This is a genomic window from Spirosoma soli (assembly GCF_042684525.1).
GTDB classification, from domain to species: domain Bacteria; phylum Bacteroidota; class Bacteroidia; order Cytophagales; family Spirosomataceae; genus Spirosoma; species Spirosoma soli.
On the sequence record NZ_JBHULN010000002.1, the window covers coordinates 164,602 to 189,077 of the forward strand.

The window sequence follows — 24,476 nt, forward strand, 5'->3', positions numbered from 1 at the left end:
CACCGCTCCAAGCTCCTGCTCAGTGGCACCAGTCTTGCCTCCGGCCCTGGCTTTAGCCATCACTCCCGGCGAGTGCCTCTCGGCCACCAACCAGTACACCCTCTCAGGTACGCTGTCCTTGACTAACACCCAGGCTTCCTCACTCACCATCACCGATGGCTTGGTGAGCACTACCGTCTCACTGACGGCTGGACAGACCACCGCCAGCTTTGCCCTGACCGGCTTGAGCTCAGGTACCAACACCCACACCCTAACCGTCAGCGGTACAGGATACAGCCCAGTGAGTGCGACTTACACCGCTCCTGTCTCCTGCTCAGTGGCACCAGTCTTGCCCCCCGCTCTGGCTTTGGCCATCACCCCGGGCGAGTGCCTCTCGGCCACCAACCAGTACACTCTCTCAGGTACGCTGTCGCTGACCAACGCCCAGGCTTCCTCACTCACCATCACCGATGGTCTAGTGAGCACCACCGTCTCGCTGACGGCTGGCCAGACCACCGCCAGCTTTGCCCTGACGGGTCTGAGCTCAGGTACCAACACCCACACTGTAACCGTCAGTGGGCAAGGCTACAGCCCCATCAGCACCACTTATACGGCTCCTGTCTCCTGCTCAGTAGCACCAGTGCTGCCCCCGGCCCTGGCTTTGGCCATCACCCCCGGCGAGTGCCTCTCGGCCACCAACCAGTACACTCTTAGTGGTACGCTGTCCTTGACCAACACCCAGGCTTCCTCACTCACCATCACCGATGGCTTGGTGAGCACCACCGTCTCGCTGACGGCTGGCCAGACCACGGCCAGCTTTGCCCTGACGGGTCTGAGCTCAGGTACCAACACCCATACCCTAACCGTCAGTGGGCAAGGCTACAGCCCCATCAGCACCACCTACACGGCCCCAAGCTCCTGCTCAGTGGCACCAGTGCTGCCCCCGGCTTTGGCTTTAACCATCACCCCGGGCGAGTGCCTCTCGGCCACCAACCAGTACACTCTTAGTGGTACGCTGTCCTTGACTAACGCTCAGGCTAGTAGTCTCACCATCACTGATGGCTTGGTGAGCACTACCGTCTCGCTGACGGCTGGCCAGACCACGGCCAGCTTTGCCCTGACCGGCTTGAGCTCAGGTACCAACACCCACACTGTAACCGTCAGTGGGCAAGGCTACAACCCAGTGAGTGCAACCTACACTGCTCCTGTCTCCTGCTCAGTGGCACCGATCTTGCCCCCGGCTTTGGCTTTGGCCATCACCCCGGGCGAGTGCCTCTCGGCCACCAACCAGTACACTCTTAGTGGTACGCTGTCCTTGACCAACACCCAGGCTTCCTCACTCACCATCACCGATGGTTTGGTGAGCACCACCGTCTCGCTGACGGCTGGACAGACCACGGCCAGCTTTGCCCTGACGGGTCTGAGCTCAGGTACCAACACCCATACCGTCACCCTGAGCGGTACGGGTTACAGTCCCATCAGCACCACTTATACGGCTCCTGTCTCCTGCTCAGTGGCACCAGTGCTGCCCCCGGCCCTGGCTTTAACCATCACTCCGGGCGAGTGCCTCTCAGCCACCAACCAGTACACTCTTAGTGGTACGCTGTCCTTGACCAACGCCCAGACCTCCTCACTCACCATCACCGATGGCTTGGTGAGCACCACCGTCTCACTGACGGCTGGACAGACCACCGCCAGCTTTGCCCTGACGGGTCTGAGCTCAGGCACCAACACCCATACCGTCACCCTGAGCGGTACGGGTTACAGTCCCATCAGCACCACTTATACGGCTCCTGTCTCCTGCTCAGTGGCACCAGTGCTGCCCCCGGCTTTGGCTTTGGCCATCACCCCCGGCGAGTGCCAGACGGCCACCAACCAGTACACTCTCTCAGGTACGCTGTCCGTGACCAACGCCCAGGCTAGTAGTCTCACCATCACCGATGGCTTGGTGAGCACCACCGTCTCGCTGACGGCTGGACAGACCACCGCCAGCTTTAGCTTGACGGGTCTGAGCTCAGGTACCAACACCCACACTGTAACCGTCAGTGGGCAAGGCTACAGCCCAGTGAGTGCAACCTACACGGCCCCAAGCTCCTGCTCAGTAGCACCAGTCTTGCCTCCCGCTCTGGCCCTGGCCATCACCCCGGGCGAGTGCCTCTCAGCCACCAACCAGTACACTCTTAGTGGTACGCTGTCCTTGACTAACACCCAGGCTTCCTCACTCACCATCACCGATGGCTTGGTGAGCACCACCGTCTCGCTGACGGCTGGACAGACCACCGCCAGCTTTGCCCTGACAGGTCTGAGCTCAGGTACCAACACCCATACTGTAACCCTGAACGGTACGGGTTACAGCCCCATCAGCACCACCTACACCGCTCCTGTCTCCTGCTTAGCAGCTCCGATTCCTACCGTGACATTGGCCGTCACCCCCGGCGAATGCCAGACCGCTACTAATCAGTATACAGTGAGAGGCTCCTTGTCCATGACAGATGCTATGGCTAGCAGCCTTACCATTACTGATGGATTAGTAAGTACAGTCGTTTCGGTGACGGCCGGTCAAACCACGGCCAGCTTTAGCTTGACGGGTCTAAACTCAGGTACGGATGCGCATACGGTGACAGTAAGCGGCCAGGGTTACACGCCGGTCAGCACAACTTATACGGCCCCAGCTTCCTGCTCAATAGTGTGCAGCCCTCCAGCCTTTAACGCTAAAGCAATAGCGGCAGAATGCGTTGACAACATTCCGCAGACCAATGGGCAAATCGTGCTCACTAAATTCGATACCACCTGTACCTACCAATGTGTTGAAGGGGCTGTCTTTGAACCCAATGGTGTACAGCTCTCAGGTAACGCTAAAGTGATTCCCGCAAACGGTATTGTTATGGACAGCTTGGCCAGCCCCGCGGCTCCTAAACCGTATACGATTCGAGTATACAACAGCGAAGCTTGTTTCACTGACATAACAGTTACGCTTATGCCAACTGCATGTTCGTGCCCCCCGAGCACTTGCATACCTTATGTGGTTAAACAGACAAAACGCGTAGCGCGTAGAAATGAGGGGCGTTAAAAATAGCGTACTGGCTCGGCCGACTTATTGTAATTCTCAAAATCCTCCGACGTTTCGGAGGATTTTGCGTTCCAGTAGCCTGCAGTTAATCAGCTTACTAAGAATATGGATAGCCCAAGTCAACTTTTAACTTCCTGATTTTGTTAACCTAGAAAGGCAGATACCATTTCATCTGTTAACTTTGCGGCTTCATTTGAGCCGTCACAATACAACCTATTATGTTATCGATCAGTAATTTACATGCCTCCATCGGCGATAAGGAAATCCTTAGAGGTCTGAACCTGGAAGTCAACCCCGGTGAGGTTCACGCTATTATGGGTCCGAACGGAGCCGGTAAGAGTACATTGGCGTCTGTGTTAGCAGGCCGCGAAGACTACGAGGTAACAGACGGTAGTGTGTTGTTCGATGGGAAAGATTTATTAGATATGGCCCCCGAAGAACGGGCCGCCGAAGGTATATTTCTGGCTTTTCAGTACCCAATTGAGATACCAGGCGTAAGCACGACAAACTTCCTGAAAACGGCGCTTAACGAAATTCGCAAATACCGGGAGCAGGAGCCGCTCGATGCTGTACAGTTTCTCAAGTTAATGAAGGAGAAGATGAAGCTTGTCAACATCGACCAGTCGCTTTTGAGCCGCTCGCTAAACGAAGGCTTTTCGGGTGGGGAGAAAAAACGGAATGAAATATTCCAGATGGCCATGCTCGAACCCAAATTGGCCATACTAGATGAGACAGACTCAGGTCTGGATATCGACGCACTCCGGATTGTAGCCGACGGTGTCAATAAACTGCGGTCGCCGGAACGAGCTACCATCGTTGTTACACACTATCAGCGTCTGCTGGATTATATCGTTCCTGATTTCGTACACGTACTCTATAAAGGCCGCATTGTGAAGTCGGGTCCTAAAGAGCTGGCGCTTGAATTAGAAGAAAAAGGGTACGATTGGATCAAAGCCGAAGTAGAAATATAATAGTCATTTATCGTCATGTATGGTCATCAGGTAGTCGTTTGATTGTGCGCTAAATAAAGAATGACTACTCGATGACTATTGAATGACCACCTAATGACAAGCCCATTATGACACCCTCTTACGCATCATATAACGAGTTTAAAGACCAGTTACTGGCAGCTTTCCGGACCAACGAAGAGCGCATGAACGGGGAAAGCAAAACTCCGCTGCATCAACTTCGCCGAGCCGCGTTAAAGCAGTTCGACCTGCTGGGCTTCCCTACCATCCGTCATGAGGAATGGAAATACTCTAACGTCAGCAGTTTGCTTAAAGAAGCTTTTGACCTGGATAGCAAGTCTAGCCTAACAGCCGACGATCTGACTCCGCTTCAGATCCCAAACCTCGACGGAAATATCTTGTCCTTTGTCAACGGCTTCTACAAACCCGAACTGTCGCGAATCATCAGCCCGGCCGAGCAAGTACACGTTACGAGTTTCGCTGAAGCATTGAAAAGTGATCCCGATTTTATCGGAACTCATTTTGCGCGTTATGCGGACTATCAGGATAATGCCTTTACCGCACTCAATACGGCCCTGGCAAGTGATGGCGTTGTTATTCGCGTCCCGAATAACACAACGGTTGGGCAACCGATTATTCTTCGCTTTATCAACGACGCTCGTGAGAAGAACGTCGTTTCTCAACCGCGTAATTTGATTATTGTCGGCAAAAATGCGGAAGTGATGATGGCCGAATCGTACCGGACGCTTGGCGAACGGTCAAGTTTTGTCAACGTTGTAACGGAGATTGTGCTCGATCGTGATGCCCGGATGCAGTATTACAAAGTGCAGGACGAAACGGACAAAGCCTATCACATCGGCACCACGCAGGTTAACCAGACCGACAGCAGCCATTTTTACTCGGCTACCGTTACGCTCAACGGCAACTTCGTCCGCAACAACCTGAATATTGTGCTGGATGGTCAGCACGCTGAAGCGTTCATGTATGGCTTATACATGCCAAACGGTCGTCAGCACGTGGACAACCATACGCTCGTTGACCATGCCCGCCCCAACTCTTACAGCAGTGAGTTGTACAAAGGTATTCTCGACGGAAATAGTACAGGTGTTTTCAATGGCAAGATTTACGTTCGACCCGACGCTCAGAAGACGAATGCCTATCAATCGTGCAAGAACGTCGTATTGTCGCCAGGAGCGTCGATGAATACCAAGCCGCAGCTGGAGATTTTTGCCGACGACGTAAAGTGTTCGCACGGTACCACCACCGGCCAACTTAACGACGAAGCACTGTTTTACATGCGGTCGCGGGGTATTCCGAAAGCCGACGCTCAGACGCTGCTGCTTTACGCCTTCTCGCAGGACGTGTTAAGTCAGATCAAAATTCAGCCAATTCGCGAGTACCTGGAGCGTGTTGTAACTCAGAAGCTAACAAAAGAGTAGCCAGTAAACGGCCAACGATGAACAGTTTTTACGTAGTGAACTACTCATTGTTGGCTGTTTACTGCTCATTGTTTCGCACCTTTCGCCCGCCCGATTTGTTGTCTTTTTAGTACATCCTTCACGACTTCATATGCAATCGGCCATAGATAACACCCTCGATATTGAGCAAATCCGCCGTGATTTTCCGGTCTTAGACCAGCAAGTCAACGGTCGGCCTTTAGTGTATTTTGACAACGCAGCGACCAATCAGAAGCCGATACCCGTTATCAATGCATTAACTCGCTATTACGAGGGCTACAACGCGAATATTCACCGGGGTATTCACCACCTCGCCGAGCAGGCAACCGCTGCTTTTGAAGCATCCCGACGGGCGATTCAGGAATTTCTGAATGCAAAGCACTGGGAAGAAATCATTTTCACCTACGGTACCACTGACGGTATCAATTTAGTTGCTCAGACGTACGGTCGTCGGTACCTGAAAGAAGGGGATGAAATCATCATCTCCGGCATGGAACACCACTCAAACATTGTTCCCTGGCAGATGCTTTGCGAGGAGCGCGGTTGTGTGCTAAAGGTGATTCCTGTTGACGACAACGGCGAGCTGATTCTGGAGGAGTACGAAAAACTACTCTCGGAAAAAACTAAGTTTGTCTCGGTTGTCCACGTTTCCAACTCTCTTGGCACCATCAATCCTGTTAAGACCATCATCGATAAAGCACATGCTGTGGGCGCTGTGGTATTGATCGATGGTGCGCAGGCTAGCTCGCACCTCGAACTCGACGTGCAGGCGCTCGATACCGACTTCTACGTCTTCTCAGCCCATAAGCTTTATGGTCCGACCGGCATGGGTGTCCTTTATGGCAAAAAAGCCTTGTTAGATGCGATGCCGCCTTACCGTGGTGGGGGCGAGATGATCAAAGAGGTGACCTTCGAGAAAACGACTTACAACGAGATCCCCTATAAATTCGAAGCGGGTACGCCGAACATTGCCGACGTAGTAGCCGTTAAGACCGCGCTTGAGTACATGGCTGGTTTAGGCAAAGAAAATATTGCCGCCCACGAAAACGATCTGCTTCAATACGCTACGGAGCAGCTTAGCGAGCTCGATGGGCTACGGATCATCGGGCAGGCTAAAAATAAGATTGGTGTAGTGTCGTGGGTAATGGACGGCATTCACCATCAGGATACCGGCGTGATATTAGATCAGCAAGGCATCGCCGTTCGGACGGGGCACCATTGTTGCCAGCCCCTCATGCAGCGCTTTGGCATTGCCGGAACTACGCGGGCGTCGTTTGCGGTTTACAATACCAAAGACGAAGTCGACCGGCTGGTGCAAGGGTTACGTCGGGTGCAGAAAATGATGTTATAATCCCTAAATCATTCTATTATGTATTCGGATGAAATCCTGCTGGATAAAAATCAAGTGCTTGCTAATTTAAGTCAGTTACCTGATAAAGTATCTTCGGAGGATCTGATTGAACGTATTCTGTTTATGAAATTAATCGAAAGCAGGCTTAGGGAGACAGCTGAGGTTTCTAACGAGCAAGTCATGCAAGAGCTTAAGGAGATAAAACAGAAGAAGTTAGCCGAAGTCCAGAAGAAAGCATGATTGCCTGGAAAGAGTCGGCAAGAGACGAAGTCCGTGAGATTTACGAAGCCTTGTTTGATCAATCGCCCGCTGTAGCTGATGATTGGTCAGATGAGTTAGAGAAAAAGTTGGCGCTAATAGAACAGTTTCCAGAAATGGGACGAATGGTGCCAGATTTTTACATTACGTTTATCCGTGAAGTTTTTGTCGGTCGATACAGACTAGTTTATAGTACCCAGGAAGTAACTCCGACGGTACTTGCCATACGTGCAATGGGCAGACCACTTGGTAGAATATAGAGTATGACCATTAACGAGAAACAGGACGAGATTATCGAGGAGTTCGACTTATTCGAGGACCAACTCGACAAGACGCAATACATCATAGATTTGGGTAAAAAATTACCGCCCATGCCAGAGTCGGCTAAAACCGATGAACATCGAATCATGGGTTGCCAATCAAAAGTGTGGGTAGATGCCGAGCTACAGGGTGACAAGCTGCACTTTTACGGAGACAGCGAGCCAACGGCGCAAATATCGAAAGGACTGATTAGCTTACTAATTCGGGTGCTTTCGGATGAGAGGCCCGAAGATATTGCGAAAGCCGACCTATACTTTATCGATAAAGTTGGCATGAGAAACCTGGTCACGTCATTACGGGCGGGTGGCCTGGCTTCCATGATCGAACGCATGAAAGCTTATGGCCGGTTCTACACCAACTAGGCAGCATCAAACGCTTAACAACCATGAATGAGCAAGAGTTGAAAGAACAAATCATATTGGCCCTCAAAGGCGTTTACGACCCTGAAATTCCCGTGGACGTATATGAGCTGGGGCTGATCTATGATATTAAGATATTTCCGGTCAATAACGTCTACATTCTGATGACGCTGACCTCACCCTCGTGCCCATCAGCGGGGTCTATTCCGGGCGAAATTGAAGAGAAAGTACGGGCTGTTGAGGGTGTAAATGACGTAAGCGTTGAGTTGACGTTTGATCCCCCTTACTCAACCGAGCTGATGTCTGAAGTTGCCAAACTGGAGCTTGGCTTTATGTAATGCCTACCCATTTCTGAATTGTATATCGTAATTTAAATTTCATAAATCAATTATGTATCCTCCTCATTTGCTTGTCCCGATGCGGGAAGACCTGACCAGTGTCGGGTTTCAGGAACTTACCACCGCTGATGATGTGGTGAATACGATGGAAAACGCGCAAGGCACTATGCTGGTTGTGGTTAACTCGGTTTGTGGGTGCGCAGCGGGTGCGGCTCGTCCGGGTGTTAAAGCAGCCTTAGCAGCAAGCCCTGTGAAGCCTGATAAGATGGTCACCGTTTTTGCGGGTGGCGATATTGAGGCTACGGCTAAAATGCGGGAGTACCTGCTTCCGTATCCGCCGTCGTCGCCGGCTATTGGTATTTTCAAGGATGGTGAACTTGTTCACTTCATTGAGCGGCACCACATTGAAGGCCGGTCAGCGCAGATGATTGCTCAGCACCTCGAAATGGCGCTGGACGAATACTGCACACCAGCCAACGCCTGATAGTTTTTTGACGTAGAGCCGGCCTTCCGGGTTGGGGTGAGAAGATCACGCCAATCCGGAAGGCCGGCTCTATCTTTTAAGTAACGGCAAATACTTTGGCCAGCAATCGTGACAGGGGCAACAGGCAGAATACCAGCATCGCCAGCGGGAATGAGCCGAACGCAGCTACCCAGGCGGCATTCATCACAATAAGTGATAACACGCCTGCCTTTACCGCTAGACCGATATTTCGGCCAATTGGCTCTTTAACCGCTCGCCAGAGTGGCGGAAAAATATAATAGCCGAACAGAAGCAAAAAGGGTAAAGCAGTACCTAACTGCTGACGCCGTTGAGCCAGAGCGGCTACGCAGGCAATAACGAGCGCGTAAAGCAAACCAGCGGCTCGTAAGGTAGTAGCGCTCCCCCCATGCACCTCTCCTCGACTAATCATTGTGATGGCGGCTATATAAGCAATGGGCACCAGGCCCACCCACGCCCACGGCATTACCTGTTCCGGGATGATGCTTACTCCTAATAAAAGATTTAAGCCCCGGCACAGCCCCATGTTCAACGGCCCCAGGAGATTGTGATGCTTTCCAAAGCGGTCATATACAACAGAGGCTACGGCGATAGCAATTGCCAGAAAACCAGCCGTTTGATTCACAGAGAACGACGCAACAATGCCGATCAGCAATAAAATGACGGCTAACAACGTAGCGGCATTCTTACTTACTATTCCGCTCGGAATGGGGCGTTCAGGTCGTTCAATGGCGTCTAATTCCGCATCAAACACGTCGTTAAAAACAACGCCCCCGCCATATAGGCCAATGGTCGCGAGGCATAACCATCCCACTGGAGCCGGAGCAGGGGCATACATAGTAAAATAACCAGCAATGGCCATACCCGCCAGTACGTCGGCAACGGCCGTTACCAGATTAGCGGGCCGAGTCAGGGAAAGAAATGCTTTTAACATATGGAAAGAGCGAAAGAATGAAAGCTGGCCGAGAAAACTTTCACTCTTTCACTATTTAATGATCGTTGATTCTTTGTCGACCCGCGGAGCCTGTCCACCACGTAACACGGAGCTTCCGTTGTAACGCTGACTCTGATCAATACCCATCGGCTGAGAGAGATCGTCCAGGCTAAGCTGGCCACTTTGGGCAAAAGCAGTGACGGCGTTGGTAAACGTAACCAGCCGAATTGCTTCGTCGGAAATACCACGCTGTTTCATTAAAGCCGCCGTCTTAGGTACGGCCAGTGGGTCACTGATGCCCCAGTCAGCTGCGGAGTTAATCATGATGCGCTCGGGCCCATACTGCTTTACAATCTCAACCATACGCTCATTCCCCATTTTGGTGAACGGATAAATCGTGAAGCCGGCCCAGAAACCCCGATCCAGCACTTCGCGTACCGTTTCCTCATTGTTATGATCGACAATCACCATTCCCGGCTCAAGTCCGTGCTCCAGTGCAATGTCCATGCTTCGGCTGGTTCCCTGCTTTTTATCGCGGTGGGGCGTATGAATTTGTACCGGCAAAGCCGCTTCTTTAGCTAACTCCAATTGCGCCCGGTAGTACTTTTCTTCGGCGGCTGTTTGATCATCGAAGCCGATTTCTCCAACCCCTACTACGCCTTCTTTGTAGATGAATAAAGGCAGGATTTCCATAACCTGCTCCGCTAATTCTTCCTGATTGGCTTCTTTAGAATTCAGCCCAATGGTGCAATAATGGCGGATACCAAACTGCGATGCCCGAAACCGCTCCCAGCCTACCAGGCTGGCGAAATAGTCCCGAAACGAGTCGACCCCGGTACGAGGCTGGCCCAGCCAGAAAGCAGGTTCAATCAAGGCCACTACGCCCGCGTCGGCCATGGCCTGATAGTCGTCGGTTGTTCGGGAGGTCATATGCACGTGCATGTCAAAAAACGACATGCCACGAATGGAATCCATAAAATCCATAGGTTCTTAAAAGTAAATAGTGAGCTTACCGCTAACAAAGGGGCAAATATATGGCTTCATAGCCGACTCATCTTTAAGCAAATTCTAATCATGCTTGTGTAAACCTCTGACAAGTCTATTCGTTTTATAGCTAGTTAAACAACAAGACTAACTATGAAAACGCTTCAACAGCTAAAGAAAAGTAGATGGGCTTTCTACGCGGCCCTGCTTTTAACGGTGGGTGGTGGGCTAACCGCCTGCCGCGAGAATGCCCTAAATGACCTGAGTCCTGCAGACAGTCCGGTGTATATTACGAATTACGATCGCTCGGTTAATTTTAGTCAGTACAGAACCTTCAGCCTGCCCGATTCGGTCGTTATCGAGTCAAACGATCGGTACCAGACGTCGTTGGGTACGCTGGAAAGCAGCTTTGTAACGGGTGTTGCCAATGCCCTAACCAGCCGGGGGTTCCAACGGGTTAGTCAGGGCCAGCCGGCTGACCTGGGTGTAGCCGTTATTCGAGTGAATAATCGGTACACGGGCGTAGGTGTTGACCCCTATTCCTCCTATTACTCAAACTACTGGTACGGCCCTGGCTTTGGTGGATTCGGTGGGTTTGGTGGCTTCTATCCGTATTATCCTACCTATTACACGTATCAGGTGTCTGATCAGTACTGGGAGATCCAGATTGTTGATCTAAAGAACCGTCCGGCAACGGGGACGGGTAATAACCAACAACAGCTAAACGTCATTTACGACGCTACTATTCGGGGAACCGATGTTCCTGACCAGCAGGCGGTCTCAACAGCGCTGACCACTATTTTCAATCAATCTCCTTACTTACAGGCAGCTCGATAAAAAGTCATGAAACGGATAATCATAGCAGTAACCCTGGCCGTACTCTCAACGGCAGCCTGGGCACAGAACACCCGTACATCAGACAATGATGATTACGCAGGAATATTAGCCTCTCCTTACCAGCAATACGTAACGTTTAACATCGCAGCCCGCTATGGCGTTGCCTTTCCGCTGGGCGGCACCAAAGGATATATTGATCGGATCTCACCAGCCAACCTCGCTCTCGAAGGCGAGTGGCTATTTCCGCAACGCTTTTCGCTTGGCCTGAAAACGGGCTATCAATACAATCAGCAGCGGTTTGATCGCCGAGTGTATAGCTTTACGTCGAATAATTCGGGGCAAGGTTCATCAGGACCAGCGACTCAAACATTAGGGCAGGATGTCTCGGCGGTACAAACGCGAACCCTATCAATCATTCCGGCGATGGCTTCGGTGTCCTATTACTTCGCCGATAACGCAGCCGCCATTCGACCCTACGTTCAGTTTGCCGGGGGTGGCGCTTTTGTCGATTACACCAATTTCTTTGGCACATTGGCCGACCAAAGCACAGGCTTTAAAGGTGCCATTGCGCCCGCCATTGGCCTAAAATATTACGGCAAACGCGAAAAAGGCTTTGGTGCCGAAATTCAGGCGCAGTATCAACATATTTTCTTCAACTACGAGCAGTTGCAGAACAGCGCCCCATCGCTGATGCTATCGGCGGGTATTGTGTATCGTTGGTATTAAGGTAATGCAGACAGAAGGTGGAAACCCGCATAGGTAGCGTTCATTTACTCCCATGCGGGTGGAAACCCGCATTACATAAGCTGCTCGATATTGGGTGGCAAACTTCGCCCGGCAGCCCGGCGTTCAGCGGCATAGTCTGCTAATGTCTGAGCGAGCCGGGCGTTCTTGCGTTCATCCAGCCCAATAATCTGTGTTACGTCTTTGTCGGTAAAAAAGGCTTTCAAGATCATCTGGTTCCAGGCCGCTTCGTCGAAGTAATCGGCGGGGTACGGGTTGTGAAGCATAATGGCCGATTGCACGTCGGCAATGTTATTCCGGATACCCTCCGTTGCCTGAAACCGCCAGGCTTCCGGAAAAGCCAGTACGGGTAGTGCAGAATAGAGCGCCACTAACTCGTTCAGTTCACCGGCTTTAAACAGTTGGGTGATTGTTTTAACGTAAATAGCCTCGTCATCGACCGGAAACTGGAGCAGCCACCACACCCGAGCCAGTCGATCACGAGACCAGTCGGCAACCGTGAAACCAGGCCGTAAACGTTCAAGCGCAAACGACATATCTGAGGGTACAACAAGTGATTGCTTACCAACAAACCGGGGTAGTGCGGTGAAAACGCGGTAGAACGCCGACACTTGAGGATTCGCTTGAAAAGCATCCGCTTGCTGACGTAAGTAAGAAACCGTTTTGTCGGATTCAGGCTGCTGTTCCAGCAAGTAGAACAGCGTTTGGCTCATGGCAAGAATATTCATTGGCTCTGTAATGTGACCGGGCTAAAGTTCATCTTTTTTAGCTTTTGGATGCGCCTGGTCGTACGTCTTTTTTAGCTGTTCCAGGCTAGTGTGTGTATACACTTGAGTAGCCGCTAAACTCGTGTGGCCGAGTAAATCTTTAATGGCATTTAGGTCAGCCCCCCGGTTGAGCAGATGCGTAGCGAAGGAATGACGTAACACGTGTGGGCTCTTCTTTTCCAGCGTTGTCACCAGTGTCAGATGACGTTTCACGATGCGTTGCACCAACATGGGGTAGGCGGCAACTCCTTTATCGCTCACGATCAGATACGTAGCATCGGCCTGTCCGGCAAACTCCCGATCCTTCAGTTCACGATACTGCTGTATCAATTCAAATAACGGCTGTGTAATGGGTATGATGCGGTGCTTGTTCCGTTTACCGAGCACCATAATAGTTTTGTCGTAGAGATTTACGTCGGTAGTTTTCAATCCGATCAGTTCGCTCAGCCGGATACCGGTTCCATAGAGCAATTCCAGCACGAGTTTATCCCGAACACCGTCAAACGTATCTGTGAACTCGACGTCGTTGAGCAACATTTCCATTGGCTTTTCCTCAACGTAAACCGGTAGTTTTTTGCTCGTTTTAAGCGCCTGGATCTTTGCCATTGGGTCCAGCTTAATGACTTTCCGACGCAAAAAATAGCTGTACAGATTACGTAACGTAGCGATCTTCCGGTTCACCGACGTTTTATCGAGCCCACTCTCGACTAAGCTCACAATCCACGAGCGAATGTGCCGGAAGTCGGCCCGCTCGGGTTGATCGACGTTGCATTCGGCAGAGAGGAATAGCGTAAACTGCTCCAGGTCCTTTGTGTAAGCCGTAAGCGTGTGGTGGCTCAACCGTTTTTCGTAGCGAATGTGCTGAAGGAAGTCGTCTGAACCGGGATTCATAGGATTCAACTGATGAACGGGATTTCGTTCGTAAATCTAATTCTGTAAATCGTTTAAATCTCATGAATTCCGGTTCAGACATAAAAAAAGCAGCAAACATTGCTGCTTGCTGCCCTTGTCTATTGGTTAGCTTGTTCCTGAACCGCTGACTGCGCATTCAACAATTCCGGCGCTAACACTACACCACCGGCCAGATCTACTGTTCGGTGTGATTGCCATACATCCGCTCTTTATAAGCGGCTTTAATAATCTCAGTGCGACGCTTTACCGACGGTTTCTGGAAAGCCGTCCGCGAACGCAACTGCCGCAACACGCCCGTCTTCTCGAACTTCTTTTTGAAGCGCTTGAGGGCCTTGTCAATCGACTCGTTGTCTTTTACGTTAATGATAAGCATGTGTTAAATGTTGTGTTTTAGCTAAAACGGGTAGCAAAGGTAGTAAATTCGCGACTATGAAACAAGCCATAATTGACTTAGGCACCAATACATTCCATCTGTTTATTGCCGAAAAAAAGGCTGATACGTATCATACACTGTTTCGCGAGAGCCGTCCGGCTAAAATTGGCCAGGCTGGTATTAATCAGGGCGTTATTACCGAAGAAGCCATCGGTCGGGCTTTAGGTGTATTGACCTACTTCCGCCAGGTGCTCGATAGCCACCACATCGCCCCCGACCAGGTTGTAGCCATCGGCACAAGCGCCATCCGCGTAGCCAAAAATCAGGCAGCGTTTATAGATCGGGTTCAGCAGGCCACCGGTATTCCGATCCGGGTAATAGACGGGGCACAAGAAGCGGAGTACATCTACCAGGGCGTGCGGGCAGCCGGTGCCCTAACTGATACTATGGCCCTTGTCATGGACATTGGCGGAGGCAGTGTAGAATTTATTTTAGGTAATCAAACGCGTATCTTCTGGAAACAAAGCTTCGAAATCGGGGGACAGCGTCTGCGTGAGCGGTTCATGACCGGAGACCCGATCAGCCCAGCCAGCATACGCCGATTGCATGACTTTTTTCAGGAACAGCTTGTGCCGTTGGCTAATGCCGTACACCAGTACCAACCTGTGATGCTGGCGGGTTCATCGGGGTCCTTTGATACATTGGTAGACATGTGGTACATGCATGAGCGAGGCCATTTACCTTCACCTGACCAAACTACATTTGAGCTACCGGTTGCTGAATTTTACCGGGCTTACAAATTGCTTATTACCCGTAACCATGCCGAACGTATGCAATTACCCGGCATGATTGAGCTGCGGGTCGACATGATTGTAGTAGCCGTTTGTTTGATTGATTACGTCCTGAAGACCTACGGCATCCGGCAAATCAAGACATCAACCTATTCCCTAAAAGAAGGTGTATTGGCCACTATGACGGAGCAGTAAACCACGTATACGTTAAGTAGAATAGCCCCGGTAAATACTTTCCCAGCTATTGACTCCTTAACCGTCTACTGCGTTGAAAGCCGAAACTAACGACCGCTCATCATACCGTAATCTAATCTATACGGCGCTGATTATTGCGGCTGTGGCCGTTGCCTTAGCCTTTCCAAAACCATTCACTCAGATTGGCGACTTTCCACTGAAAAAGCTGATTGTGCCGCTCTTGCAGATCATTATGCTCGGGATGGGCACGACGATGTCAATCAAAGACTTTGAAGGCGTTGCCAGGCAACCCCGGGCCGTGTTTATTGGCGTAACCTGCCATTTTGTAATCATGCCATTACTGGGCTACACCCTGGCTAATGTGTTCAATTTTCCCCCTGAAATTGCCGCGGGTGTTGTCTTGATTGGTTGTTCGCCTAGTGGATTGGCGTCAAACGTGATGTGCTTTATTGCTAAAGCCAACGTACCACTTTCTATCACGGTAACCACGCTGTCGACACTGCTGGCTCCGTTTCTGATGCCTGCCCTGATGAAGCTATTCGCCGGGCAGTTCATTGAAATCTCCTTCTGGAAAATGATGCTCGAAATTATGCAGATCGTCATTTTACCAGTCGTTGTCGGGCTTATCCTGAACCGAATTTTTCATAAGTCAGCCGTGGTTATCAACCGGGTTATGCCTCTGATTTCGATGGGGGGTATTGTCCTGATTGTCGCCATTATCACGGCCGCCGGACGCGACAGTCTGCTCACCGTTGGCTGGACATTGGCCTTGTGCGTGCTGATTCATAATTTAACAGGCTTTACCCTCGGTTACTGGAGCGCCCGCCTATTTGGTATGGACGAGCAAAGCTGCCGGACGGTAGCCATTGAGGTCGGTTTGCAGAATGGTGGGCTGGCATCGGGCATTGCCGTACAAATGGGCAAAGTCGCTACAGTCGGGCTGGCCCCTGCCCTATTCGGCCCGATCATGAACACGACCGGTTCCTTGCTGGCTACGTTCTGGAGTCAGCGGCCACCCAAAGAGGTAGCGGTTGAAGCGTCCTCAACTCCGCAGACAGCCGTTTAATTATCGCAAAATAGCGCTTTTACAAAATGACTCTGTGGAAGCGCTATTTAAATAGCCCCTAAGTTGCATATACAACTTTTTAATTATATTTGCTTTATGGAAGGCGAAAATTATTGCATTGCAGGTCGGCTCAGGATGCTGTCGCGGGTTGTAACCGGGTTGTACAACGACGCCTTTTCGGGCGAAGGGCTGACGTTTGCGCAGGCCGGTTTGCTCATGCGCATTTTTGCCCAGCCCGGCATCCGGCAGGCAGAATTATCAAAAGCGTTGCAGATTGAAAAATCGGCGATGAGCCGGGACGTACAGCTGCTTCAGAAGAATGGCTGGTTAACCGATAACATCCGCCAAGGGCTGTTCCTGACCGAAGAGGGTAAGGCGATAGCCAAACGTTCACACAAGATCTGGAAGGCCCTTAACCAACAAGTTCGCGATGAATTAGGTCCCGAAGCCGTGGACGGCCTTACGGTATTATCAACGAAACTCCTGAATCAACTCAAATCTTAATCAGCTATCCTTATGACAACTGAATTCCTAATCCAACTCTGGCAAATTAATCAAAGCACCGTATCGGGCCCTATCCGGAAGCTGACAGCCGAGAACTATCGTAACCGCCTGACACCCGAAACGGCTTCGGCTGGTTTCATTGCGCTGCACACGGCCGAAGCCATGCACCGATTTGCCAAGATCATGTTCAACCGAGAGATTACGATTCCTTTCCAGGCGACCGGTGGTGTTTCGGATGATGGTAAACAACTCGACTTATCCTCTATTCAGCAGGCGGTTGACGACAGTTTTGCCATGATTGCTGATCACATTCGCCAAACGAACGATGCACAATGGGCTGAGACTATTGCATCACCTTTTGGCGAGGTCTCGCGGATGCAGGTATTGGTGTTCCTGATGCACCACAATTCCTACCATGCCGGACAGATTTCGCAAGCGATTAAAAAGGGGAAAGCGTACGATCTTCAATCGGCTTAATCAGTATGAAACCTCAATTTCTGCAAACTAACCGTACGGAATCTTTCGCGACCTGGCGGTTCCGGACGTTCATGAACTGGTATCCTATGTTCTTCGGCACAGGCGGTAAAATCCTGTTCTGGTCCGGTGACTCGCGGGAAGTCCACCTGCGACTACGTCGAAGCATCTGGACGTACAATTACGTCGGTACTATCTTCGGTGGTAGTTTGTTCGCGGCTGCCGATCCGTTTTACATGCTTATGTTGCTGCGGATACTTGGTAAACAATACGTCGTCTGGGATAAAGCGGGTAGTATTCGTTTTCGCAAACCCGCCCGCCAAACGTTGTACATTCGCTACGAACTAACGGATGACACACTTGATGAGATTCGCCGGGACGTAGCGAGTAATGGCCAAACTGAGCACACGTTTACATTGCAATGGGTCGATAAAGACGGCGTCGTTTATGCCGAGATCGAGCGGCTGTGCTACATCGCCGATAAGAAGCACTATGAGCAGCGAAAAGGAGACAAGCAACAATCTAAATTTCCCCGATAGTCTCCAGCCATGATTCACGAGCATCACCTTACCGTGCAACGTACAGCCCGTTATTACACGTTGGGCGAGCTGACTGACCAGACGCGGAGCATTTGGTTTTGCCTGCACGGCTTCGGGCAATTAGCTCAATATTTTAGCCGCAAGTTTACCAGTTTAGACGACGGTAATACCCTCATTGTGGTGCCCGAAGGACTATCTCGTCTTTACCTGGACGGCGAGTATCGACGAATTGGCGCATCGTGGCTAACTCGCGAAGACAAAGAGCACGAGATTAAAGACATGATTGCGTACCTCAATTCGCTTTACGATCTTGTACTCGATGGTCGAGATTTAAGTGCGCTAACAATTACAATTCTGGGCTTCTCGCAGGGCGCGGCCACCGCTTGTCGCTGGCTTAATAATGGCCACATCCGGGCTGACCGGCTTATCTTATGGGCGGGTTACTTTCCGAACGGTTTGAGCGAATTAATTGATCCGGGTAAGCTGGCAGAACGCAATGGTGTAGCCGTTGAAATCCATTACGTGTATGGCCGACAGGACGAGTACATTGAGCAGATGGACGATGCTGAAGGGTATCTGCGACGGATACAAGATGACGTACCGAATTTGCACTTGACTGCGTTCGACGGTGGGCACCGGGTTGAGCCAGACGTCTTACTGCGGTTGTTATCTAGGGCTTAGGCGGTTACGCAGACGGTCTAAAAATGTCGGCTTCTTTTTAGAGGTGACTATCGCAACTTCACCCAAAACGGTAATATCTTCTTTCATGTCAATAAGCAATGGATTACCCTTGTTTGGGTCAACCGTAATCTCATACGAGATAAAACCTACCTGATCGATTCTAAGCACTACTATCGGAACCGTAAGTTCAGAAGGTATGACCAGGCGAAAATAACCAACAGAATCGGTTAGCACTTGAATTGAGGTTCCTTTTACGATCACCATTGCCGCAGGCAAAGCACTACCATCAGATGCGGCTGTTACACGGCCAGAAATAACTCCTACTGAATCTACTAGTTCTCCTGCCGCAGACTCATCAGCCAATAAGCCATTGTTAATCAGATAATTGCTACCATTAAAAGCACTTTGTTGACTACTTATAGCAGGCAAATTAGCATGAGCTGGTAGGGCTTTTATACTCAATAATCCTACGGCCAATAAGCCAAGTAAACGACGTTGGCTTATTGGCCCAGGCGAATTAGTTAGTAAGGGTCGATGGAGTTGCTCAGGGCTGAAACGCCCACAGGTTTTACCAGATTGCTGGGCTATTATTCGGATTATTTGTTGATCCGTCATACCCGTGAAATCAACTACCGTCTTATGGCATTGACTACAGTGTCGGCCACCGTCCGAGACAGTCATACAGTCCCAGGACTGCACGCAGGGCATAGGAATATGAAGAGACGGTAGTTTGTTCATAGCCTGATTGTCTTTACAGTAAAGATAACCATTCTATTATCCACTTGCTTAAAGCGCTATCGAATCAGAGCGTTCAGCGTCCGGTGGAAATACGGAATAAACCAGGCGAAGAGTACTACACCGGCTATGTTGAAGAGCATATGCGCGTTGGCTAGTTTACGCCCAGGCTGAGCATTTCCACTGACCCACTCCACAACGCCGACTAATGGCTGAATAAGAATCAGGCCAACGATGACGCAAACCACGTTAAACAGCAGATGGAAAACGCCCGCACGAATGGCTTCTTTTGAGCGCCCAATCACAGCTAACAACGTATCGGAGCAAGTACCGATTTCGGCACCGAGCATAATGGCAATGCCGGCTTGTGTAGATATTAGTCCTTGTGAGGCTAACACGATGGCAATACCGACCGTTGCCGACGATGACTGGATAACGAGTGTCACTAAACCACCAAGCAACGCCCCCTGCACCGGACCATCCAGTTTTTTCATCCAGTCGAAAAACGGAGGGTACTCTTTGAGCGGTTCAACGGCTTTATCCATCGTCCACAAACCAAAGAAGATTAACCCGGCCGCAAAAACAACCCGCCCGATTTTATGCCGGTTTTCGTCCTTACCAATCACGCTGAGTAATAAACCGACGACTAACAGAATCGGCGCAAACCCGGCGATGTCAAGTGCAATAATCTGACTAGAGATAGTGGTACCGATGTTGGCCCCCATGATGACACCAAAAGATTCCAGGCTTGAAATTAGCCCGGCATTAACCATAGTCAACACCATGATGATTACCACCGATGACGAATCAAGCAACGTTGTCGCCACCGTACCCGTAGCAATACCACTAACCGGATTTTTTGTGAAGCGGGCCAGAAAAGCTTTCATCTTATCGCCCGCCAGTTCCTGCAATGTATCGCCCATTATGTTCACGGCGTACAGAAACAAAGCCAGTCCGCCCGCGAGTTGCAAACCTATGCTCACAAAATCTACGTCTTCCTTTCCCACAACATGAGTATTAAGTCTCGTTAAAATTGCGAAAAGGGTTTCAAATGGGTGTTACGCTTATATTATCGTTATGAATTAGGTCTTTTAGGTACGCCTTCAGTAGGTTGGTCGCTGCTCATGAAACAACAAAACCGAACCCAGTTGGATTCGGTTTTGCATACTTGATCGCATGCCTCGTTCTAAGTTACGTAGTCGGCGTCTCTTCTTTATTTAACCACACAACTTTCTGCTCGGCTACGTGCTCCTGACCGATGATGTCGCGGTATAGATCAGGGCGTCGGGCTTTGCGGTAGCGGTAACCACCCGCTTTTTCGAGCTTATCGGGTGTGCAGGTCGCCACGACGACATCATCACCCAGCTCCCGGCATTCGGCAATTACGTCGCCAAACGGATCAAGAATCATAGAGCATCCATTTTTCAACTGGTCATCGTCCATGCCGATGGGGTTGGCAAAAACAACGTAGATGCCGTTGTCGTAAGCGCGGGATGGCAACCATTTCATGAGCCACGCACGACCTTTCATCCCGTCGAACTCCAGACGTAACGACGTCGGGTCATTTTCCCGGTTATACCACAAGTTTGGATCAGCGAAGCCTGCGCCCGGCCGGGTCGAAGGCGTCAGCATGGTTACGTGGGGCATGAAAATGATATCGGCCCCCAGCAGCGTTGTCGCCCGGACGTTCTCGATGACGTTGTTATCGTAGCAAATCAGAATCCCACATTTCCAGCCGTGTATGTCAAACACGACGTACTGATCGCCGGGCAGCAAATGTGGATTGATGAACGGGTGCAGCTTACGGTATTTGGCCACCAGTCCGTTTTTGTCAACACATATGTAAGCCTTAAACAGCTGATCGTCGTGATCTTTCTCGAACAGGCCGGCCAGCACAACGATGTTATTGTCGCGGGCAATCTGGGTTAGCTTCTGAATACTTTCACCTTCGGGAATGTACTCGGCCAGAGCCAGCATTTGCTCTTTGGATAAGTGCCGGGCGAAGGTATAGCCCGTAATCGAACACTCGTGAAAAGCAACGACCTGAGCGCCCAGTTGAGCCGCTTTAGCCGATAGCCTACTGATGACACCAAGGTTGTACTCTTTATCACCGCTGGCGTTTTCGAACTGAGCGGTCGCAATCTTAAGGTTCTCCATAACTCACAAAATAGTGGCGGGTAAATGTAGGGCAAAATGGAGTTACAATCGTCAGCCGATACGTCTGTTAACATACCGTGCTGATCATATTCTCACTTTCGGTGAATAGTAGTAGCCGCTGCCTGAGCGCTGGCCAAGATGGTCAGGTCGGCAATTGTGACGTGGGCCGGAGCCCTTACGGCATACACAATCGTGTCGGCGATGTCGGCCGCCGTGAGGGGTGTAAAGCCTTCGTACACTTTGGCAGCTCGTTCGGCATCCCCTTTGAAGCGGACCATCGAAAATTCGGTCTCGACCGCTCCGGGTGCAATGTTTGTTACTTTAATGCCATGTTGCGTGAGGTCCAGGCGCATACCCGTACTGAGTGCCTCAACGGCGGCTTTGCTGGCACAGTACACTGCTCCGTTCGCATACGTCTGTTTTCCGGCAATCGAGCTCAGGTTCACAATGTGTCCCCGCTGGCGTTCAACCATACCCGGTATTACGGCTTTCGAGACGTATAACAATCCCTGCACATTTCCGTCGATCATCTGATCCCAGTCGTCAGGATCACCGTCCTGGATTGGCGACATACCGTGCGCATTACCGGCGCTGTTAACTAAGATGTCAATAGCCTGCCATTCCTCAGGCAGCGACCGAACGGCAGCATCCACCTCACTCCAATCACGCACGTCGAAGTTGAGCGTTGTTACGATTGTTTGCCGACCAAGTTGCGTTTGTAATTCGTCCAGGCGTTCCTTACGACGTCCGCACAAAATCAGGCGATAGTTGAGAGAGGCAAAAGCTTCGGCAGTGGCGCGGCCAATGCCGGACGTAGCACCGGTGATAAGAGCAATAGGAGACATAGAACACAAGCCAAAAAGCGATGATTTGCAAAGATAAAGCCGATTTTGAGGGTTCCAACTCGCCCTCGAAAGCTGGCCAATTGCTTAACTTCCTTATTTACAGTTGGTAAGTTTAAAGACTTATCATCTTATGTTTTGTTCAGTAATATACCCTTAAATAATGGCCGGGCCGTTGGCTCAAAAATTGAACATAAACGGTTCTTCATGCTGAATTTGACTAACCATTCTTATCACATCAAGTTAGAAGACTATCCTCCGGCCGCATACCAAGCACCGGCGGGAAATGACTCAATGAAATGGAGACTAGCTTTAATTAGTGAACATGCATCACCACTCGCGTTGGTTGGTGGAGTCGATGCAGGCGGACAGAACATAGCGGTGGCTGAGCTAGCCTATCATCTCGCCAAACTTGGCTACGGAGTTGATGTATTTACGCGCTGGGACGACGCTAACTTACCCGAAACGGTAGAGTGGAAACCAGGCGTTCGAGTCGTTCATGTACAGGCAGGGCCAACGACGTTTGTGCCAAAAGAAGAATTGCTCTGCTACATGGACGAGTTCACCGAAAACGCCATTCGGTTCATCGATCGGCAGACTGATCCCTACAAACTCATCCACGCCCACTTCTTCATGTCGGGCCTGGTAGCAGCCAACATTAAGCGTTCGCTGGGAATTCCGTTTGTTGTCACCTTCCACGCACTGGGCGAAGTGCGTAAACAAATTCAGGGCAGTTGCGATCAGTTCCCGCCCGAACGTTTTACGATCGAGCAGCGCGTCATCTGTGAAGCCGACGCTCTGGTTGCCCTGTGTCATCAAGACCGCGAAGACTTAGTTAACTTATACGAAGCAGATCGTGCCAAGATTTTTACTATAGCCAACGGCTTTAACCCTGACGAATTTTACCCAATCGACAAACCGCTGGCCCGCATTGTGCTGGGTCTCGACCCAGCCGAACCGGTGATTCTACAACTAGGCCGCATGGTACCGCGCAAAGGTGTCGACAACGTAGTGCGGGCGCTGGGACATTTACGCCGGGCTTACGGTATGGTCGCTCGGTTGCTGATTGTTGGGGGTGAATCGGACTTACCCGATCCAGATCTAACGCCTGAAATTGGCCGGTTGCAGGAACTGGCGAAGGAAGAAGGCGTTGAACAATGGGTGACGTTTACGGGTAGACGGCAGCGCGAAACACTACGTTATTATTACAGTGCGGCCGACGTATTTGTCACCACACCCTGGTACGAACCCTTCGGCATTACTCCGCTGGAAGCCATGGCTTGCGGAACGCCGGTGGTTGGTTCGGCAGTGGGTGGCATCAAGCAAACGGTGCTGGATGGCGAAACGGGCTTTTTGGTTCCCGCCAATGATCCACAGGCCTTAGCGGCCAAACTAGCGGCTTTGCTTTACAGTAAAAAACTGCGCCTGGTGATGAGTGAAGAAGCAATTCAGCATGTGCAAGACAACTATACCTGGTTCGAGATCGCTCATCAAACCGCTAATTTGTACGAGCTGGTCCTATCCGGACAATTGACGCCTGCCAAAATGCAGCGTCGAACCATGCTGCCGTCTGCGATTCAGCGAGACGTGTCGGCCATTATAACCCCTAAGAACTGAGCTGGTTCAGGATAATCGGTATCTGGAAGCCGGGGCAATTCAACCGGATATAAACCGCAAACCGAATACTGTAACCCATAGATACAATGCAGCCGGCTATTTTCTTAGATAAAGACGGAACACTGATTCCAGACATTCCGTACAACGTAGATCCTGACTTGATTACGCTCTACCCAGAAACGGGTCTGGCTTTGCAACGGCTCAAGCAAGCGGGATTTAAACTTGTAGTGGTCTCGAATCAGGCGGGTGTGGCACGGGGCTACTTCCGGGAGAATCAGTTGCCAGCGGTGTACGACCGAATGAATCAATTGCTAGAGCCCTTTTCGGTAACGTTAGATGGCTTTGAGTACTGCCCAAATCACCCACAGGGAACCGTTGAGGGCTACGTCATTGACTGCAATCGGCGGAAACCCAAACCCGGTATGTTGCTCGATGCAGCCCAAACGTATGACATTGACCTGCCAGCCTCCTGGATGATCGGTGACATTCTGAACGATGTGGAAGCGGGTAACCGCGCCGGATGCCGGACAATTCTGGTCGATCGAGGCAATGAAACCGAATGGCAAACAGGGCCATACCGTACCCCAACGGCCATAGTGAACAATTTAGAGGAAGCAGTCAATACAATAGTAGAGTACAAATCTACTACTCGGTTAGAAAGACATTCAACAAGTAAGCGTCTGTTATCTCACTAAGTGAGGTTCGGGTAAACACTCAACGT

28 protein-coding genes are annotated in these 24,476 nt (G+C 50.8%); 19 read left to right on the forward strand and 9 right to left on the reverse strand.

All coding sequences use genetic code 11. From position 1 onward, the window contains the following. From ACFSUS_RS04190 to ACFSUS_RS04230, 9 genes are all read left to right on the forward strand, one after another. Positions 1-3,049, forward strand: a 3,049-nt coding sequence (locus ACFSUS_RS04190) for a beta strand repeat-containing protein (protein WP_381519501.1), incomplete at its 5' end; no start/stop codon positions are given. A 218-nt stretch (positions 3,050-3,267) separates the two neighbouring features. Then, the gene (gene sufC / locus ACFSUS_RS04195) at positions 3,268-4,020 is read left to right on the forward strand and encodes a Fe-S cluster assembly ATPase SufC (protein ID WP_381519503.1); all 753 of its coding nucleotides are present in this window, start codon (positions 3,268-3,270) and stop codon (positions 4,018-4,020) included. A 107-nt stretch (positions 4,021-4,127) separates the two neighbouring features. Then, positions 4,128-5,456 (forward strand): Fe-S cluster assembly protein SufD, encoded by a 1,329-nt coding sequence (sufD, locus tag ACFSUS_RS04200; protein ID WP_381519505.1) that lies wholly within the window; start codon positions 4,128-4,130, stop codon positions 5,454-5,456. Positions 5,457-5,586: 130 nt separating this feature from the next. Beyond that, on the forward strand, positions 5,587-6,825 hold the full coding sequence (locus ACFSUS_RS04205) for a SufS family cysteine desulfurase (RefSeq protein WP_381519507.1): 1,239 nt from the start codon (positions 5,587-5,589) through the stop codon (positions 6,823-6,825). 18 nt (positions 6,826-6,843) lie between these two features. Continuing rightward, positions 6,844-7,065, forward strand: a complete 222-nt coding sequence (locus tag ACFSUS_RS04210) for a hypothetical protein (protein WP_381519508.1) — start codon at positions 6,844-6,846, stop codon at positions 7,063-7,065. After that, positions 7,062-7,343, forward strand: coding sequence for a type II toxin-antitoxin system RelE/ParE family toxin (locus ACFSUS_RS04215; protein ID WP_381519511.1), 282 nt, complete (start codon positions 7,062-7,064; stop codon positions 7,341-7,343). Before ACFSUS_RS04210 ends, ACFSUS_RS04215 begins: the two co-directional genes overlap by 4 nt. Before the next feature lie 3 nt (positions 7,344-7,346). After that, on the forward strand, positions 7,347-7,766 hold the full coding sequence (locus ACFSUS_RS04220) for a SufE family protein (RefSeq protein WP_381519513.1): 420 nt from the start codon (positions 7,347-7,349) through the stop codon (positions 7,764-7,766). Between the two features lie 23 nt (positions 7,767-7,789). After that, entirely contained in the window at positions 7,790-8,101 is a 312-nt protein-coding gene (locus ACFSUS_RS04225) for a DUF59 domain-containing protein (protein ID WP_381519516.1), read from the forward strand. 52 nt (positions 8,102-8,153) lie between these two features. After that, complete coding sequence (locus ACFSUS_RS04230; RefSeq protein WP_381519519.1) at positions 8,154-8,585, forward strand: BrxA/BrxB family bacilliredoxin; 432 nt, start codon at positions 8,154-8,156, stop codon at positions 8,583-8,585. Between the two features lie 76 nt (positions 8,586-8,661). Here the strand turns inward: ACFSUS_RS04230 and eboC are convergent, their stop codons facing one another. Both eboC and ACFSUS_RS04240 read right to left on the reverse strand, forming a co-directional pair. Then, positions 8,662-9,537 carry a UbiA-like protein EboC gene (gene eboC / locus ACFSUS_RS04235; protein WP_381519521.1) on the reverse strand — a complete coding sequence of 292 codons (876 nt, stop codon included), beginning with the start codon at positions 9,535-9,537 and terminating at the stop codon, positions 8,662-8,664. 51 nt (positions 9,538-9,588) lie between these two features. Next, positions 9,589-10,521, reverse strand: coding sequence for a TatD family hydrolase (locus tag ACFSUS_RS04240; RefSeq protein ID WP_381519524.1), 933 nt, complete (start codon positions 10,519-10,521; stop codon positions 9,589-9,591). A 153-nt stretch (positions 10,522-10,674) separates the two neighbouring features. Here ACFSUS_RS04240 and ACFSUS_RS04245 point away from each other — a divergent pair, with 153 nt between their 5' ends. Continuing rightward, the gene (locus ACFSUS_RS04245; RefSeq protein ID WP_381519526.1) at positions 10,675-11,358 is read left to right on the forward strand and encodes a DUF4136 domain-containing protein; all 684 of its coding nucleotides are present in this window, start codon (positions 10,675-10,677) and stop codon (positions 11,356-11,358) included. Positions 11,359-11,364: 6 nt separating this feature from the next. After that, entirely contained in the window at positions 11,365-12,084 is a 720-nt protein-coding gene (locus ACFSUS_RS04250) for a porin family protein (protein ID WP_381519529.1), read from the forward strand. A 71-nt stretch (positions 12,085-12,155) separates the two neighbouring features. On the opposite strand, the gene ACFSUS_RS04255 is transcribed toward ACFSUS_RS04250, so the two are convergent. The 3 genes from ACFSUS_RS04255 to rpsU all read right to left on the reverse strand — a co-directional run bounded on the left by ACFSUS_RS04255 (position 12,156) and on the right by rpsU (position 14,154). After that, positions 12,156-12,830 carry an EboA domain-containing protein gene (locus ACFSUS_RS04255; RefSeq protein ID WP_381519532.1) on the reverse strand — a complete coding sequence of 225 codons (675 nt, stop codon included), beginning with the start codon at positions 12,828-12,830 and terminating at the stop codon, positions 12,156-12,158. 21 nt (positions 12,831-12,851) lie between these two features. After that, on the reverse strand, positions 12,852-13,760 hold the full coding sequence (locus tag ACFSUS_RS04260) for a tyrosine-type recombinase/integrase (protein WP_381519535.1): 909 nt from the start codon (positions 13,758-13,760) through the stop codon (positions 12,852-12,854). Positions 13,761-13,956: 196 nt separating this feature from the next. Further along, the gene (gene rpsU / locus ACFSUS_RS04265; protein ID WP_012924721.1) at positions 13,957-14,154 is read right to left on the reverse strand and encodes a 30S ribosomal protein S21; all 198 of its coding nucleotides are present in this window, start codon (positions 14,152-14,154) and stop codon (positions 13,957-13,959) included. Between the two features lie 56 nt (positions 14,155-14,210). Between rpsU and ACFSUS_RS04270 the strand changes: the two genes are divergently transcribed. The 6 genes from ACFSUS_RS04270 (at position 14,211) to ACFSUS_RS04295 (ending at position 18,404) form a co-directional block, all read left to right on the forward strand. Further along, entirely contained in the window at positions 14,211-15,140 is a 930-nt protein-coding gene (locus ACFSUS_RS04270) for a Ppx/GppA phosphatase family protein (RefSeq protein WP_381519539.1), read from the forward strand. 73 nt (positions 15,141-15,213) lie between these two features. Beyond that, a complete protein-coding gene (locus tag ACFSUS_RS04275) occupies positions 15,214-16,206 on the forward strand; it encodes a bile acid:sodium symporter family protein (protein ID WP_381519541.1) in 993 nt (330 codons plus the stop codon). A gap of 96 nt (positions 16,207-16,302) precedes the next feature. Further along, the gene (locus ACFSUS_RS04280) at positions 16,303-16,710 is read left to right on the forward strand and encodes a MarR family winged helix-turn-helix transcriptional regulator (RefSeq protein WP_381519544.1); all 408 of its coding nucleotides are present in this window, start codon (positions 16,303-16,305) and stop codon (positions 16,708-16,710) included. A 12-nt stretch (positions 16,711-16,722) separates the two neighbouring features. Beyond that, positions 16,723-17,187, forward strand: a complete 465-nt coding sequence (locus ACFSUS_RS04285) for a DinB family protein (RefSeq protein ID WP_381519547.1) — start codon at positions 16,723-16,725, stop codon at positions 17,185-17,187. Positions 17,188-17,192: 5 nt separating this feature from the next. After that, positions 17,193-17,723 carry a DUF4442 domain-containing protein gene (locus ACFSUS_RS04290; RefSeq protein WP_381519549.1) on the forward strand — a complete coding sequence of 177 codons (531 nt, stop codon included), beginning with the start codon at positions 17,193-17,195 and terminating at the stop codon, positions 17,721-17,723. Between the two features lie 9 nt (positions 17,724-17,732). Continuing rightward, positions 17,733-18,404: an alpha/beta hydrolase gene (locus ACFSUS_RS04295; RefSeq protein ID WP_381519552.1), complete on the forward strand. Its 672-nt coding sequence runs from the start codon at positions 17,733-17,735 to the stop codon at positions 18,402-18,404. Here ACFSUS_RS04295 and ACFSUS_RS04300 read toward each other — a convergent pair. From ACFSUS_RS04300 to ACFSUS_RS04315, 4 genes are all read right to left on the reverse strand, one after another. Continuing rightward, positions 18,390-19,019 (reverse strand): carboxypeptidase-like regulatory domain-containing protein, encoded by a 630-nt coding sequence (locus ACFSUS_RS04300; RefSeq protein ID WP_381519555.1) that lies wholly within the window; start codon positions 19,017-19,019, stop codon positions 18,390-18,392. The two genes, ACFSUS_RS04295 and ACFSUS_RS04300, sit on opposite strands and share 15 nt — an antisense overlap. 179 nt (positions 19,020-19,198) lie before the next feature. Continuing rightward, on the reverse strand, positions 19,199-20,146 hold the full coding sequence (locus tag ACFSUS_RS04305) for a Na/Pi cotransporter family protein (RefSeq protein ID WP_381519558.1): 948 nt from the start codon (positions 20,144-20,146) through the stop codon (positions 19,199-19,201). A 184-nt stretch (positions 20,147-20,330) separates the two neighbouring features. Continuing rightward, the gene (locus ACFSUS_RS04310) at positions 20,331-21,296 is read right to left on the reverse strand and encodes a nitrilase family protein (RefSeq protein ID WP_381519561.1); all 966 of its coding nucleotides are present in this window, start codon (positions 21,294-21,296) and stop codon (positions 20,331-20,333) included. Between the two features lie 92 nt (positions 21,297-21,388). After that, the gene (locus ACFSUS_RS04315) at positions 21,389-22,141 is read right to left on the reverse strand and encodes an SDR family NAD(P)-dependent oxidoreductase (protein WP_381519563.1); all 753 of its coding nucleotides are present in this window, start codon (positions 22,139-22,141) and stop codon (positions 21,389-21,391) included. Between the two features lie 291 nt (positions 22,142-22,432). On the opposite strand from ACFSUS_RS04315, the gene ACFSUS_RS04320 reads away from it, so the two are divergent. Further along, positions 22,433-23,755 (forward strand): glycosyltransferase family 4 protein, encoded by a 1,323-nt coding sequence (locus ACFSUS_RS04320; RefSeq protein ID WP_381519566.1) that lies wholly within the window; start codon positions 22,433-22,435, stop codon positions 23,753-23,755. Between the two features lie 86 nt (positions 23,756-23,841). Continuing rightward, complete coding sequence (locus ACFSUS_RS04325) at positions 23,842-24,450, forward strand: D-glycero-alpha-D-manno-heptose-1,7-bisphosphate 7-phosphatase (RefSeq protein ID WP_381519568.1); 609 nt, start codon at positions 23,842-23,844, stop codon at positions 24,448-24,450. Positions 24,451-24,476: the final 26 nt, after the last annotated feature.

Coding starts and splice junctions, on each gene's coding strand:
- sufC (WP_381519503.1), top strand. CDS start 3,268: ATGTTATCGATCAGTAATTTACATGCCTCCATCGGCGATAAGGAAATC.
- sufD (WP_381519505.1), top strand. CDS start 4,128: ATGACACCCTCTTACGCATCATATAACGAGTTTAAAGACCAGTTACTG.
- ACFSUS_RS04205 (WP_381519507.1), top strand. CDS start 5,587: ATGCAATCGGCCATAGATAACACCCTCGATATTGAGCAAATCCGCCGT.
- ACFSUS_RS04210 (WP_381519508.1), top strand. CDS start 6,844: ATGTATTCGGATGAAATCCTGCTGGATAAAAATCAAGTGCTTGCTAAT.
- ACFSUS_RS04215 (WP_381519511.1), top strand. CDS start 7,062: ATGATTGCCTGGAAAGAGTCGGCAAGAGACGAAGTCCGTGAGATTTAC.
- ACFSUS_RS04220 (WP_381519513.1), top strand. CDS start 7,347: ATGACCATTAACGAGAAACAGGACGAGATTATCGAGGAGTTCGACTTA.
- ACFSUS_RS04225 (WP_381519516.1), top strand. CDS start 7,790: ATGAATGAGCAAGAGTTGAAAGAACAAATCATATTGGCCCTCAAAGGC.
- ACFSUS_RS04230 (WP_381519519.1), top strand. CDS start 8,154: ATGTATCCTCCTCATTTGCTTGTCCCGATGCGGGAAGACCTGACCAGT.
- eboC (WP_381519521.1), bottom strand. CDS start 9,537: ATGTTAAAAGCATTTCTTTCCCTGACTCGGCCCGCTAATCTGGTAACG.
- ACFSUS_RS04240 (WP_381519524.1), bottom strand. CDS start 10,521: ATGGATTTTATGGATTCCATTCGTGGCATGTCGTTTTTTGACATGCAC.
- ACFSUS_RS04245 (WP_381519526.1), top strand. CDS start 10,675: ATGAAAACGCTTCAACAGCTAAAGAAAAGTAGATGGGCTTTCTACGCG.
- ACFSUS_RS04250 (WP_381519529.1), top strand. CDS start 11,365: ATGAAACGGATAATCATAGCAGTAACCCTGGCCGTACTCTCAACGGCA.
- ACFSUS_RS04255 (WP_381519532.1), bottom strand. CDS start 12,830: ATGAATATTCTTGCCATGAGCCAAACGCTGTTCTACTTGCTGGAACAG.
- ACFSUS_RS04260 (WP_381519535.1), bottom strand. CDS start 13,760: ATGAATCCCGGTTCAGACGACTTCCTTCAGCACATTCGCTACGAAAAA.
- rpsU (WP_012924721.1), bottom strand. CDS start 14,154: ATGCTTATCATTAACGTAAAAGACAACGAGTCGATTGACAAGGCCCTC.
- ACFSUS_RS04270 (WP_381519539.1), top strand. CDS start 14,211: ATGAAACAAGCCATAATTGACTTAGGCACCAATACATTCCATCTGTTT.
- ACFSUS_RS04280 (WP_381519544.1), top strand. CDS start 16,303: ATGGAAGGCGAAAATTATTGCATTGCAGGTCGGCTCAGGATGCTGTCG.
- ACFSUS_RS04285 (WP_381519547.1), top strand. CDS start 16,723: ATGACAACTGAATTCCTAATCCAACTCTGGCAAATTAATCAAAGCACC.
- ACFSUS_RS04290 (WP_381519549.1), top strand. CDS start 17,193: ATGAAACCTCAATTTCTGCAAACTAACCGTACGGAATCTTTCGCGACC.
- ACFSUS_RS04295 (WP_381519552.1), top strand. CDS start 17,733: ATGATTCACGAGCATCACCTTACCGTGCAACGTACAGCCCGTTATTAC.
- ACFSUS_RS04300 (WP_381519555.1), bottom strand. CDS start 19,019: ATGACGGATCAACAAATAATCCGAATAATAGCCCAGCAATCTGGTAAA.
- ACFSUS_RS04310 (WP_381519561.1), bottom strand. CDS start 21,296: ATGGAGAACCTTAAGATTGCGACCGCTCAGTTCGAAAACGCCAGCGGT.
- ACFSUS_RS04315 (WP_381519563.1), bottom strand. CDS start 22,141: ATGTCTCCTATTGCTCTTATCACCGGTGCTACGTCCGGCATTGGCCGC.
- ACFSUS_RS04320 (WP_381519566.1), top strand. CDS start 22,433: ATGAAATGGAGACTAGCTTTAATTAGTGAACATGCATCACCACTCGCG.
- ACFSUS_RS04325 (WP_381519568.1), top strand. CDS start 23,842: ATGCAGCCGGCTATTTTCTTAGATAAAGACGGAACACTGATTCCAGAC.